The 13846-nt window shown below is 50.7% G+C and carries 12 protein-coding genes; 7 read left to right on the forward strand and 5 right to left on the reverse strand.

Translation table 11 applies throughout. From position 1 onward, the window contains the following. Positions 1-144 precede the first annotated feature (144 nt). From MJO57_RS30950 to istB, 5 genes are all read left to right on the forward strand, one after another. Complete coding sequence (locus MJO57_RS30950) at positions 145-450, forward strand: helix-turn-helix transcriptional regulator (RefSeq protein ID WP_252021321.1); 306 nt, start codon at positions 145-147, stop codon at positions 448-450. Between the two features lie 109 nt (positions 451-559). Next, entirely contained in the window at positions 560-1921 is a 1362-nt protein-coding gene (locus tag MJO57_RS30955; RefSeq protein WP_252017318.1) for an ISNCY family transposase, read from the forward strand. A gap of 864 nt (positions 1922-2785) precedes the next feature. Continuing rightward, the gene (locus tag MJO57_RS33550; RefSeq protein WP_371924725.1) at positions 2786-3259 is read left to right on the forward strand and encodes a hypothetical protein; all 474 of its coding nucleotides are present in this window, start codon (positions 2786-2788) and stop codon (positions 3257-3259) included. 232 nt (positions 3260-3491) lie between these two features. Beyond that, entirely contained in the window at positions 3492-5045 is a 1554-nt protein-coding gene (gene istA / locus MJO57_RS30970) for an IS21 family transposase (RefSeq protein WP_252017310.1), read from the forward strand. Positions 5046-5057: 12 nt separating this feature from the next. Continuing rightward, the gene (gene istB / locus MJO57_RS30975) at positions 5058-5813 is read left to right on the forward strand and encodes an IS21-like element helper ATPase IstB (RefSeq protein WP_252017309.1); all 756 of its coding nucleotides are present in this window, start codon (positions 5058-5060) and stop codon (positions 5811-5813) included. Between the two features lie 3 nt (positions 5814-5816). Here istB and MJO57_RS30980 read toward each other — a convergent pair whose 3' ends face one another. Then, positions 5817-6527, reverse strand: coding sequence for a glycosyltransferase (locus tag MJO57_RS30980; protein WP_252021323.1), 711 nt, complete (start codon positions 6525-6527; stop codon positions 5817-5819). A 134-nt stretch (positions 6528-6661) separates the two neighbouring features. On the opposite strand from MJO57_RS30980, the gene MJO57_RS30985 reads away from it, so the two are divergent. Then, positions 6662-7618 carry an IS1595 family transposase gene (locus tag MJO57_RS30985; RefSeq protein ID WP_252017306.1) on the forward strand — a complete coding sequence of 319 codons (957 nt, stop codon included), beginning with the start codon at positions 6662-6664 and terminating at the stop codon, positions 7616-7618. Positions 7619-7879: 261 nt separating this feature from the next. Here MJO57_RS30985 and MJO57_RS30990 read toward each other — a convergent pair whose 3' ends face one another. Genes MJO57_RS30990 through MJO57_RS31000 form a run of 3 tightly spaced genes read right to left on the reverse strand, consistent with a single transcriptional unit; the run spans position 7880 to position 11688 of the window. Next, entirely contained in the window at positions 7880-8698 is an 819-nt protein-coding gene (locus tag MJO57_RS30990) for a hypothetical protein (protein WP_252021324.1), read from the reverse strand. A 12-nt stretch (positions 8699-8710) separates the two neighbouring features. Next, positions 8711-9592, reverse strand: coding sequence for a hypothetical protein (locus MJO57_RS30995; RefSeq protein WP_252021326.1), 882 nt, complete (start codon positions 9590-9592; stop codon positions 8711-8713). Between the two features lie 2 nt (positions 9593-9594). Continuing rightward, positions 9595-11688 carry a hypothetical protein gene (locus MJO57_RS31000; protein ID WP_252021328.1) on the reverse strand — a complete coding sequence of 698 codons (2094 nt, stop codon included), beginning with the start codon at positions 11686-11688 and terminating at the stop codon, positions 9595-9597. Between the two features lie 43 nt (positions 11689-11731). Between MJO57_RS31000 and MJO57_RS31005 the strand changes: the two genes are divergently transcribed. Next, the gene (locus MJO57_RS31005) at positions 11732-12220 is read left to right on the forward strand and encodes a DUF29 domain-containing protein (RefSeq protein ID WP_252021330.1); all 489 of its coding nucleotides are present in this window, start codon (positions 11732-11734) and stop codon (positions 12218-12220) included. On the opposite strand, the gene MJO57_RS31010 is transcribed toward MJO57_RS31005, so the two are convergent. Continuing rightward, positions 12217-13845, reverse strand: a complete 1629-nt coding sequence (locus tag MJO57_RS31010) for a hypothetical protein (protein WP_252021331.1) — start codon at positions 13843-13845, stop codon at positions 12217-12219. The two genes, MJO57_RS31005 and MJO57_RS31010, sit on opposite strands and share 4 nt — an antisense overlap. Between the last annotated feature and the right edge of the window lies 1 nt (position 13846).

Here is a 13846-nt window from a genome sequence, read left to right on the forward strand (position 1 = left end):
TGCAGAAACGCAGGCGGTATATTAACAGGTGTATTGTTCGCAGGGTCGTATTTTTATTTTTTTGTTCATTGGTACTTGCAGCGGGAAAAATACTGGCGTATCGTTCATCGTAATTTAACGATTAAGGTGTAAGTGGTTAGCATAATGACACAATGCCTGCAAAGTCTCGCTGATTTTCAGTTTAACGAGTCGGAAGAGAAGGAGTTGGCTGCTTATGCCAAAGCCATTGGGCATCCGGCACGGGTAAGGCTGCTACGGATACTGGCGGGGCGTGTGTGTCTGGGTTCTGACCTGGTCGGGCAGCTTGGTCTTGCTCAGTCCACGGTTTCAGAACATCTTCGGATCCTGCGGGAAGCCGGTTTGGTACATGCCGAAGTAAAGCACCCCAAAACCTGCTTTAGCCTTCGCCCGGAAGCTATCCAGTTCTCGTCCAAAAACACAACCAATTGAAAACTGTAGATTTTATCCTGAAAAATTAAGTGGAGCCCTACTGCTATCTGGCGACTAAACTTCCCAAGAGCAAGAAACATAAGGGATTGCCAAAAACAGAGGACTCCAAATGCGCAAAAAACGCAACCCGCAGTGTAGTATGGAACTCCATTACGTACCTCATGAAATCTGCTCCCAGCTTTCCGGTATCTCGCAATGGCTTGACGCCCATCCACAGTTCAATGACTGGATTTATGAGGACTTAAGTTCTGGTGATAAACAGAACACTGGGCGGAACGGACTATCAGCAGAATCCGTTCTTCGTGCGGCACTCCTGAAACAGTATTTGAATTGTGATTATGACTACTTGTCGTTTGTTTTGATGGACTCCATGCTCTTTCGAGACTTTTGTCGCCTCGAACCAAACCAGCGCCCCAGTCGCTCCAGTTTGCATGGGCTCATCAGCCTTCTTACTGCATCTACATGGGAACGGATTAATAACTGTCAGCTAATGACCGCTAAAGATCAGGGTATTGAAAAAGGGCGCACTGTGGCTATTGACAGCACAGTCACCGAATCGGATATCAAACCTCCTTGCGACAGTGATCTTTTAGCCAGTTCCGTTAAAGAAATTTGTCGGCTGCTGGAACGGGGACAAACACTGACAGCGACACCGCTTTATGAATATACCCATCACAACCGAGCCGTAAAAGATGCGGCCAGAAAATGCATCTACGCTGGCAAAGAAGAGCGGCATCAGCATTATAAAAAACTGCTGCAGTTGACCCGAAAATCCCGGAAGGTACTTATCGAAGCTACTGTCACGCTAGCAAACGCCCGTCAGCAGGGGCAGTGTCTCCTGGCTGATGATGCCGACAAGTGGCAGGCCGATGTGGATCACCTGTTACCCCTGGTGGATGCAATAGTCTCCCAGACAGAGCGCAGGGTCTTTAAGGGTGAAAAGGTGCCAGCCCAGGAAAAAGTGGTTAGCCTGTATGAACCCCATACGGATATCATCGTAAAAGACAGGCGGCAAGTACAGTATGGCCATAAACTGAACCTGGTTCAGGGAAAAAGTCGATTGATCCTGGACCTGGTTATTGAGGAAGGTAACCCAGCGGATTCGGACCAATTCATTCCGATGATGGAAAGACAAAAAGAAATTTATGGTCGTGTACCTCGCCAGACAAGCGGTGACGGCGGATACGCGTGTCGCGCTAATTTGGAAAAAGCCAAGGCCATGGGAATCAGCGATGTAGCTTTTAATAAGAAGCGCGGACTTGAAGTCGAAGAGATGACTAAAAGTCAGTATGTGTATAAAACGCTCTTTCGCTTCCGGGCAGGTATTGAAGCGGGAATTTCGTGGCTAAAGAGATGTTTTGGGCTATCACGTTGCCACTGCAAGGGTTCTGAGCGTTTTGATTCTCATTGCTGGTTATCGGTGGTCTGTTACAACCTGGTGATTCTGGCCAGACACCCGGCACCATCCTGATAGCCACCTCCACGCTACATGAAAGTACCTTTCCAGCATGGTGGGAGGATGTTTTCTGCCTGCTTTTCGCGTTTTTCTCCAATATCCGTCCCAGATTAGAGAAAAAAAGGGAAGAGTTTTTGCGGCTCTCTGGAATTTCAGGAAATATCAAAACGCACGTACAATCTAATTATGATTGCCTGATGCGTTTTTGGACGAGAACTATCCAACGGGTTCAGCAGTTACTGGCTGATATTGACAGCGTTTAATCCGTTTCAGGCCATACAAAATGGTCTGCTTTGTTCCCATGTTCAACGTGGGAACAAGATAGAAAGATGTTGAATTTTTTTGTGTTTAATATCGTTTTTCGACGATTACCGATAGTCTGTAGAGGTTCAAATCATGGGTATTTTTGAACGTTATTTAACTGAAGTTACGCAGCTAACAGCTCTCTCAGCTGCCCCAACGAAGCTTTCAGCCCTGCCATATAGATTTTGGCTCTGAGCTGAAAGTGATTCAGATTTACTTTCAATGACAATACTTCCAACCTGAAGGCTGAGTAAATTGAAAGAAAGATATGATTACTCTGTGTTCTCACAGTATGCGCCGGTGACTTGGCCATTGACGCATTCGATTTCAGCGTTTTATGGAAGACCTCGACTTTCCACCGTTTCTCGTAGATTGCCTTGAGAGTCTCGGCATCACAGTCAAGATCGCTGCAAACCAGATAGAGAATGCCTGTGCTTCCGTCTTTGTTTTTAAAGACCTGACGGTATAGCAGAACAGGGAAATCGACACCTGCTATCCACCCTTGTACAGGGCTAAGTTACCGTTAATGGTTGAATCAGCTAAACTCCCATAAAATCTACGTTGTAGGGGAGTGATATGCAATCTGAACTCTTCCAGAATTTTATTGATTCCATTTCAACATTAACCAGTGAACAGCGAGACATTCTTAACAACTCGCTCCTTAGTACTCAAATAGAGGTTACCGAGGTAGTAGAAACCACTGACTCTGAACCTGTTTACAGTGAATCTATACCCAATAACGATAATGCAACACCTGACGTAGAAAAGAGCATACTTGCCCAATTTGCCGAAAACCCCAGGTGCCCCAAATGCAAAAGCCATAGCGTTGGTCGCTGGGGCATACGAAATGGCCGACAGCGCTACCACTGCAAGACTTGCGACTCAACGTTTAACGCCTTTAGTGGAACGCCTTTGGCAAGGCTCAGGCACCCTGAAAAATGGAACAAGTACCTCGCAGGTATGACTCACTCTATGGTCTTGCGACCAGCTGCTGCTGAGAATGCCATTGACTTGAAAACTGCGTTCCGCTGGCGTTGCATATTCTGGTAACTCTTGAACACTCATTCTGGTAACACTTGAACACCCATTCTGGTAACACTTGAACACCTATTCTGGTTTCTTTTGAACACTTTTTGATGATTTCCAGAATCACCGTTCAAGCTTCCAGAAACGCTGTTCAACAGACCATAAACCGGTCTAATACAGCTAACAAATATCTTCTTATGCATTGATTTTCCATAACTTTGGCCGTTCTTATCTGTACCAAGAGAGGGAACCGGCCATGACAGAAAACAGGATTACCATGCGTAAGCTACTAGAAATACTCCGGATGCGGTTTGGCAGCCAACTCAGCTTCCGACAAATTTCCCGCAGTGTACGGGTCAGTGTGGGGACGGTATCCAACTACGTTAAGGCCTTTCAGGAATCGGAATTAAGCTGGCCCCTGGCAGAGGATATATCTGAGCCTGAGCTTATTCAGGCGCTGTTTCCCGATGCCTCGATAGCCAATCGAAAAGGGTTGATTGATCCTGACTGGGCTGAGGTGCATCAGGAACTGAAGCGCAAGGAAGTGACCAAACAACGACTCTGGGAAGAATACTGTCAGGCCCACCCCCTCAATGCCTACAGCTATGCCCAGTACTGTCACCGTTACAATCAGTGGCGTGGTTGTCAAAAGCGATCTATGCGACAGCTGCACAATGCAGGTGAAAAGTTATTTGTTGATTATGCCGGGCCAACCATGCCAATCATCAACCCGGACACCGGCGAAATTGCCCACAATGCCCAGATATTTGTGGCAGTGCTGGGAGCGTCCAACTATACCTACGCTGAAGCGACTCTGTCACAAAAAACAGAGGACTGGCTGGGGTCTCATGAACGGGCCTTTGAGTTCTTTGGTGGGGTGCCAGAAATTGTTGTGCCAGACAACCCAAAGTGCGCAGTTATCAAAGCCTGTCGGTACGAGCCGGATCTCAACCCATCATACCAGCACCTGGCTTGTCACTACCAGGTGGCAGTCATTCCGGCACGCCCCTACAAACCCAAAGACAAGGCCAAAGCAGAAGTCGGTGTACAGGTAGTGGAGCGGTGGATACTGGCCAGGCTTCGTCATGAAATGTTCTTTACCCTGGCAGAGCTGAACCTGCGGATACGTGAGCTGTTAATCGAACTGAACCTGAAGCCCTTTAAGCAGTTGCCAGGAACGCGACGTAGTGCGTTTGAACAACTGGATGAACCAGCCCTCAAGCCACTGCCGAAGCAATCTTTTGTGTTCGCTGAGTTTATCAAGGCCCGGGTGAATGTGGATTATCATATTATCTGCAAGGGGCACGCCTACTCGGTTCCCCATCAGCTTGCCAGGCAGGAAGTAGAAGTACAGGCGACTGAGCACTGCGTCACGATCTACGCTAACGGTAAAGTGGTGGCCAGCCACGCTCGCAAGCACACACGTGGATTTACGACGTTAGCAGTTCATATGCCGGAACGACATCGTCACCATCAGGATTGGACGCCTGAGCGTTTACTTAACTGGGCTAACGACATTGGTCAGGAAGTCTATTGTTTTATTCAATCACTGCTGGATAGCAAGGAGCATCCTGAACAAGCCTATCGAGCTTCATTGGGGCTGCTAAACCTGCAGCGGGAATATGGAACTGAACGACTCAACAACGCCTGCGCCCATGCCAGGAACATCGGGGGTTATCGGTTAAAAAATGTCCGATCAATCCTCCAGTCAGGCAAAGACCTGATGCCATTGGAGCCACAGTTAAAACAAACGACAGGTCCCTTGCATGATGATCACGAAAATATTCGTGGCGCTATTTGCTATCAATAACCGGAGGCGAACATGATCAATGAAACACTGGCTCGCCTTAGGTCACTGCGACTGACCGGAATGGCAGATGCCCTCAATCAACAGCTGGACCAGCCGGGCACCTACAGTAGCCTTAGCTTTGAAGAACGACTGTCGTTGCTTACTGAGCAGGAAGAAACAGAGCGAAACAATAAACGTCTGGCTCGGCTGCTCAGAAGCGCCCGGTTTAAACTGGCTGCCCGGATACACGACATTGACTATGAACACCCCAGAGGTCTCAAACAGAACCAGATGGCCAGCCTGTCTGGAGGAGGCTGGCTTGACCGGTACAGGAACCTGTTGATCACCGGACCTTGTGGTTCCGGTAAGAGCTACCTGGCCTGCGCCCTTGGGCACATGGCTTGTCTGAAAGGCTACAGTGTCCGGTACTATCGGATGTCCAGGCTACTGGATGAACTGATCCTTGCCCACGGTGATGGCAGCTACAGCAGGCAGTTGAAACAACTGGCAAAAGTAGACTTGCTGATTCTGGACGACTGGGGCCTGGAACCACTGACGCAGCAACAAAGGAACGATCTGCTGGAAGTCATGGATGACAGGCACGAGCAAGGTTCCACGTTGGTTACCAGTCAATTGCCCACCCGGAAGTGGCATGCCAGCATTGGTGATGAAACTCTGGCCGACGCCATTCTTGACCGGCTTATGCACAATGCCCACCGGATTGAACTCAAAGGCGAATCCATGCGCAAAAAGCTTGGAAAATTGGACGCAGTTGAACACCTGGTCTAAAAATCACACTGGGCAATGTGTAAGGAGTTCAGGGTGTTCAAATGAAACAGAATAGGTGTTCAAGTTAACCAGAATACGCATGCGTTTTTCGCCTTTTGCCAAGGGTCGAGGCTGGTCATTTTCTGCCACTGGCTGGCCTTTTTCGATCATGACCATTTTTTCTTCAGGCAGGCCCCAGGCTTTGTAACGGTCAATCAGAAAGTGACTCGGCGATATGAATACATCCACCAGGTCAAACAAACTTTTGAAGTAGGTTTCCCGTAGGAAAAAGTCTGCTGCTGATTTATCCGAAAAGCAGCGGGCACAGTCAACCGGTGAGCCACCATAACAGAGTTTGGTACCGCCTGGTTTGACCATTTGACCATTGTTAAAACACAACGCCAGATATTCATGAAGAGTAAACATAATCTTTGCGTTGGGAAGAGTGTTTTTCACTTCCCGGATCATTTCCATCCCCATATGGGCATAGTGATGAAAATGAACAACGGTGGGCTGATAACGCTTCAGCAAATCCCGAAAGTCGTGCCAGATATGCTTGGCTTCGACACAGCGGAAATTAAACCAGTCGTGCATGGCAGTATGGAACAAAATTTCACGGCCACCATTACGGGTAGAAAATACGGAGCCACCATGAGAAGGCTCACCAGAGCGAGCCAGAAACAGGGTATCAATCCCTCGGCGCTCATACTCTTTAAACAGGTTATAGGCCGCCACTTCAGCACCACCTTTACTGTGGTCCGGGTGGCCGTGGGCAACAATTAATATTTTTCCTGATTACCACCGACCCTACGTCGTGAGCCAGCTGCTATAATAAACGTCGATAGTCATGTGTTTTGGAGGTAAAACTGATGTGTAAAAACACCATTCAGTTCCAAAAAGGCCTTGGCATTATGCAATTTCTGGCTAATTACGGCAGTGAAGAGCAGTGTGAGAACGCGCTGTCCTCTTGGCGCTGGCCAGATGGCTTCCAATGCCCGAAGTGTGGCTCCCGCAGTTTCTGCAAGCTTCACCGGAAAGCTGAATTCCAGTGCAATTGCTGCCGTTGCCAAACCTCGCTTACCAGTAACACTATCTTTGACTCAACAAAGCTGCCTCTAGCTACCTGGTTTCTGGGTATCTATCTCGTCACCCAGAATAAAGCGGGGATTTCTTGCCTGACGCTTCATCGACAACTTGGCATTTCCTACAATGCCGCATTGCGCATGAAACACAAACTCATGCAGGTCATGATGGAAAGAGATAACAGCTGGCAGTTGAGTGGTTTTGTTCAGATTGATGACGCCTATTGGGGCGGAGAGCGCCACGGAGGCCGCCGGGGCAGAGGCTCAGAGAACAAAGCCCCCTTCGTGGCCGCAGTTCAGACAGATGCTGATAACCACCCTATCTACATGAAGTTCAATGCCGTTGATAACTTCCGGCGAAAAACCATTCAGGAGTGGGCAGAACATGCCCTGAAAAAGGGTGTCCGGGCCGTCAGCGATGGCTTGTCCTGTTTCCGGGGTATTGAAGATGCCGGATGCCAGCACACAGCCATCATTACCGGTGGTGGGCATGCATCCATGGAGAATGAGTTGTTCACCTGGGTAAATACCATGCTGGGAAACGTGAAAACAGCGATTACCGGTACTTACCATAAGCTCGACCCCAAGCATCTGGGCCGTTATCTATCAGAGTTCAACTATCGGTTTAACCGGCGTTTTGATATGCCTTCAATGATCTCAAGGCTAGGTCGGGCTGCAGTCAATACAGCACCGATGCCGGATCGACTTCTCAAACTGCCAGACGTCCAGTGGAAACCGGGTTAGCCATCAACCGATAATTGAAAGTCAGTTGACGTATTAATATCATTATTTCGAATGATGATGTGGGTCTTTGCTTGTTCGGAGCGGTTATGAAACCGAATTTAGTTGATAATCTGGAGAACAAGCCGTCATGATGCCTGCTCCACCGGTAATACTGGAGAGGTTCTATTATTTCTTTACCGGGTTATAGACATAAAGAATGAAAAGCTGCACGTATATTCTTAAATTATCTTTCCCTGTGTCATGACGTACGATCAGTGGTAATCAAATTTGCTTTTTACGGACACTTTCGGACTCCCCAGCCAGTTCCTGCGCTGCCAGTTGCTGCGCCATGGCCTGAACCTGTTCCATCAGTTTTTCCGGTTCTTTGGCCTGTCTGCCGGGGTTGTATTGCTGAGTCTTCTGACCGGCAAAGTTATTCTGGTTGGAGAGGGAGCTGAGGAAGAATTGTTTCACTGGATGGCCATCGTCACCAATCAAGCTCACCAGTGGGTCGTTATTACGATCACTGTCGCTGAACTGGATACCACTGACATTATTCGCCTTGATGCCAGGATGCTGATTGATAAAACGGGTAAGCCCTTCAAACCCGTCATCACCTCTGGTCGCTTTGGCATTATAGAGGTCATTGGGGTCAGCGGCTGACGGTTTGGCAATGCCCCGTTGCCGTCGATATTCCTTGTTCAGCATATCGTGCAACCGTCCGGCATCCTGCACCAGCGGATCCATAACCGTTTCCTTTCTCTCCATGGGCATTCCGTAACCGGAACCACTGCGCTGCTGTCCGGGCTGACCTCCAGTTACCGGCATGGTTCCTTGGCCATAACCGCCATAAGGCTGACCAGTCAGTGCCGCCAGCTCTTTCTGGCGATTGTAGAAGTTCTGGGTATCACCAGCATCAATCTGCTGCTGTCTTATTTCCTGCTGCTGACGCTGATCAATAGCTTCACTTCGTTGATTGCGCAGTTCTGCCAGCCGCTGGTTGATGGCAAACTGCTCATCCGCATAACCCGGCATTTTGGTGGAATGTCCCAGGGAGTCAAACTTGTTCTGGTAAACCCTTCCGTCTGGTCCGATGTACATGATGGCTCTCTCCTAAATCCCGTACCCAAAACTTTCCCGGTAGTTGGGCTGCCCGTTATTTTCATAGGTCTGCAAGATGCCGTGCTGCCACCGTTGAAGTCCCTGGTTAAATGCCTGATTCTGCGCCGCCAGCTTCATCTCATCCTGCTTGAAGCCGTAACCAAGGTCGTACTGACGGGCCGCTTCGTTAAGCTGGTCGTACTTGATCTTGTTATCCGTGAACATATCCGCCGCCAGCTTGTAGACACTGGCGGCACTGCTTACACCATCGGTAGCGGTTTTAGCAGTATCCAGTCCCAACTCAGCCACATCGAGGTTACGATTCCAGCTTTCTTCCCTGGCGGTGTCCCGCACCTGGTTCTGGATAGCAGAAAGTCCGGCGGCTTTATGGAGAGCATTACTGGTACCAAAACCTGCGAACCGTACCGAGTTGGGATTAACGCCCATTCGTCGCATATCCCGTTCATACTCTGCCTGTTGCAGATCCGCATTGGCTTGGTAATCGCTGCTGGCCTCCCCCAACCGACTCTCAAGCTGGGCATCGGATACCGTGGCATTGTCGCCCAGGTACTGAAAGTTGGGCTGGTAGTTATCGAACACATCAAACAGCTTGTCGCCGTATTCCTTCAGCGTGTCTGCCGCATCAGTCGCTGCTTCAATATTCAGCTGATAGCTGCCGTCCTGATCATCGTAGCCATAGCGAGGGGCGATGTCGGGCATTTCTGGCTGTTCATTATTCTTCCCTGGCCAGGTACTGGAGCCCAGAGAGAAAGTATTAAACGTCCCCATCTGATCCAGGCTGGCCTGGTAGGCACTGCCCGGCTGAAGCCCCGATCCCACGGATCCGGAGGGTCTTCCATAACGGGTAATACCCTGCGATGTAGAGAGTCCCATAGTTATTCTCCTGTAGCAGTCCAGTGAATGATGGCGTCGGTCAGACTGACATCGGTAGCCCCCAGGTCGTAGCTGGTGCTGTCCCAGTAAAAGGTATTAACGGGGGAGGTACTGATGGATCTGGGCCTGCGGTAGTAAACCGTGGCTTTGATGCTTCTGACATAGAGGTTGGCCACACTGCTTGGCTTTAGCCCTTCTATACCTATATATCTATGTCCGGCTCTCTCACACCACACCTCTATCGATGGATGGATTTTCCCGTCTAAATAAGTAGTGTCAGCCCAACTGAGCAAAATATTCTTGTACTCAACTATCCGTTGGTTCAGGTCACCGTCCGTGTGAACATAGTCGTGATGGGTGGTTTCTTCATAGGTTTGGTGACCGCCAGCGCCATCAGGCAGTTTAACCCTGACCCGACCTTTGATAAGCCCGCCATTAGTGGCGCTGTAGAACAGGTTTTTGACCACTATGTTTATATCCACCGTGGCCGTGTATTCAATGCGGGTAATTTCCCAGCCGCTGAGTTCATGATTATTGATGGTAATATCGTAAGTTGCAGACTCTGCGTACCACTCCGGGCTTAATGTGACATCCAGAGCCGTGCCGAGTTTGCCCCGCTGATCATACTCATAATCAATGGACCCACAGGTAAACGTCCCCTCCCGATCTTCCGTGGTCAGCGATACGGCAATATCGTAATTGGCCTGGGTGAGGGTTTTGCTGACTTGCAATACGTGGGTTTCAAACTCGTTAATATCGACGCTGGTAGATTCACTGGTGATCCAGTCGCTGCCATCGGGACGATACTCCAGCGTCAGGGTGGCCTTGCGGTTCTGGTAGCCCGTTGATTCACCGGTGGAGCGATGGCTGGCTACACGGCAGTTGACCGTTACTTTCTTCACCTGATCGGTGTTGTACACCGCCCACCACCGACTGTTACTGCTGCCCAGATAGGTCTTGCCGCTGGCATCAGTTTTGGTGCCATCGGCCAGCAGCAATCGGGCGTAGGGAGTAAACACCCAGGCTCCCTCAATACTGGGATGGGGTTGGGGTACACTGTGATCCATTTCCAGCCGCTGGGACTGGTCGGGATAGTCTGCGTTATAAACCGTGATGTCGCGAGGATAGAGGTTCACTGTGGGCATGGCCTTGAAATAAGCGGGAATCACAACTTCCTGGCCATTGGTAGCCACGCCGCTTTCCGTTCTGCGTACCTCTTTGTAGCGAATATGACCGGCGGTTTCAGAATAGATAAAGGACTCTATCCGGCCCTCTTTCAGCAGCAGGTAATCGTTGTTGGCAATGCCGCCACTGCCGGTAATCACCATCTGGCCAAAACCATCGGTGCCGGTACTCAGCTCAACAGAACCACGCCCCACGGTTAAAGCAGTGCCATTCTGTAATTCACCGGATTTGAGCTGGCTGATATTCACCGGCCCGTTTACCGCCAGATAGCCATTGAAAATCAACACATATTCCGGCTCTGACTCAGTACCGATATTCCGCACCGAAAATGGCTGCTCAGACAGCTCCGGGCTTTCCAGCAACAGATCGGCCAGGTTGATAATGGCGGTTCCCTGTCCTGGCGTTCCGGCCAGCGCGTTAAAGCCGCCGACCTGGCCACCACGGTTTACATGGCGCACCCAGTAATAATGCAGCGTAGTGTTTCCGGTGACATCGGTGTAACGGCTGCCATTGGATTCATGGACCAGTGACGCCTGTTCCCGGTCATCTACCTGGGCACGCCAGACTTCGGTATGGTTATGGCCCTTGTAGGCCGGTGCTTCCCATTCCAGAATAACGGCACCAAAGATTCCGGTCGCTGATAGACCGCTGGCATTGGTCGGACTATCAGGCCGGTCGGTTTCGATCACGGGAACTGATGGCAGGGCAGGTTCCAGGGTGTCAGTAATGGAACCCACGGCGGTGGCAGGCAGACTGAGCCGCTGACCAATCTCGTTCGCCAGACCCAGCTCAGCGAGTTCACTGTGTAGTACTGCTTTGTCTCCGGCGTTGCCGGAACGTCCCGCCAGCCGGTTCAGGAACTCGCGCACGTAGCGGTCTAACGTTGCAGGCAGTGCAGGAAATTTGGCCATGGGTACCCTAAAATAGTGAGCAGTGAATCAAGGGACTCAAATAATGGAAAACATCAACAATCTCTATGACACCGACTACCACCAATGGGTAGAACAGCAAAAACAGCTATTACAATCCGGCCAGCTTGATCGGCTGGATATAAAAAACCTGCTGGAGGAACTGGGTGAAGTGGGCAAACAAAACCAGCACGCTCTGGAATCGCACTTAATCAACCTGATCCTGCACCTGCTCAAGCATCAGTACCAGACTCAAGTGATTAACCCTCAACGGTATGAACCACAAGAGTTCCGAAGCTGGTATGACAGCATTGATACTGCCCGGCGTGAAACCAGGCGATTAATGAAGAAAAACCCTTCTCTGAAAAGCCGTATGGCAGAGGTAATCACGGACAGCTACCCTGATGCCAAAGCCGGTGCCATCAACCAGATGAATAAATACCTGCCGAAAGACCAGCAGCTTACCGACCAGAGTTTCCCGGCTGAATGCCCATGGTCCTATGATCAGTTAATAGACGATGACTGGTTTCCTTAAAGCTCCGCCATACTGCTGGCCACAATCACGGCGGTGACCGTATCAGTACCGGCCAGCTCAAACTGCCACCGGCTGCCTCGGCCTGCAGGGAGTCGGAAGCCCCGGTCAGAAGCCACCTGTAATTCCAATACCAGATCGCCATCCCGGAACACACGAAAGCCCAGATTGTCATAGCTGTCGGCCATGATCCTTGCCGAGGTAAAAGCGGCAGGCTTTCCTTGAAATACCTTGCTGCGCCATCGATAGGGCATCAGTTCAGAGCCTTTGTCCCATGCCTTGATAGTATCCCCGATGGCCAGATAGAGGCTGTCATCCTGAAGGTCGCGGTAACAGGCATCGGCATAGGTGCCGAGCTCGGTAAAGGTGCCGCTGTCGGGGCTGAAAATGAAACCGCCGCCGTTGACAGCATTACCATAGAAGCCAAAGTACCGGCCATCATGGAAGCAAGCGTGGATGGTGTCTGGCTGGAATCGTTCCCGCCAGTCTTCCGGGTTGATGATGTTTCGGGTCATCAAGTCTGCCCGGCCGCCAGCGATCCGCACCAGGCCATCGGGGGAGACATACAGGGCCATATCGCCCATATCCACCATACTGCGTTTACTGATGCAGGCGTGTGCCGTATCGAGCCGTTCCATCGTCATGGCAGACGGTTCAGTACCAAAGGCCACGTAGGGATAACCGTCCGTGGTAATGATCACACTGTTGGCGGCAACCGCCAGTGACTGGATTTCATACTCCACGGTCAGCCGATAAGCCGCTGGCCATGCGTACAAGTGATACGGCTCACTGAACATCAGCTCCTTGCCAGAGAACCCGACGGCCACACCACCGGGCAGTACCACCAATCCTTTCAGGTTATTGGGTGGCGCAACCCAGCCGATGGTTTCCAGAATATCGCCTCGCCGGTCCATGGGGGTTTCGTCCACCACACTGGTGACGCCAACCGGAGTGTCAGTACCGATGGTTCCTGAATTGTTTATTTGAGTACAGAGCTGATACACGCCCACCTGCGTACTGGTGTAAATCCGGTAATGGGTAATGTTCAGGTCTACTGCACCGGGACTGGCGCCCACGTTAATATCCACTGTCTCGCCGGGTTTTACCACAATCTCACCCGATGGCAAGGATGGCGGCCCTTCCCGACCGTTCTGGTCCACCCAGGTGTAGGTATAGAAGCGGGTTTCAGCGTCCACTTCCTCCGCATCCTCCAGCGGTGTGCCACTGAGGCTGACTACGGGAGCTACGTCCGGTTCCGGTATGCCCAGTTGCAGATCATTGACTGGATAGTCACTGCCGCCACTCAAGGCCAGGCCGTTATCGGTGTAACGGGGACCTTTCACTGTGCCTGTGTAATAGACCCGGTTATTGGGATCGTCGGCCACGGGGGAACGGATCACATCAACATCCGTAGTCCAGTCGAACCAGTACCGCTCGCCTTCATTGCGATAGAGATAGATGGTCTTCGGGCTATCGTTCAATACCTGCTCATCCAACGGAGCACGGTAAGCTCGCAGGCTGCCATTGGTTAAACGACAGTCAATAGCTGTCTCGGCCTGGGTATCTTCCAGCAGATGGCTGTCCAGCCAGGGAACTTCGCCGGTAAAGGAGGTAATGTCGAGTTTCATG

It is taken from the genome of Endozoicomonas sp. SCSIO W0465 (assembly GCF_023716865.1).
GTDB lineage: Bacteria > Pseudomonadota > Gammaproteobacteria > Pseudomonadales > Endozoicomonadaceae > Endozoicomonas.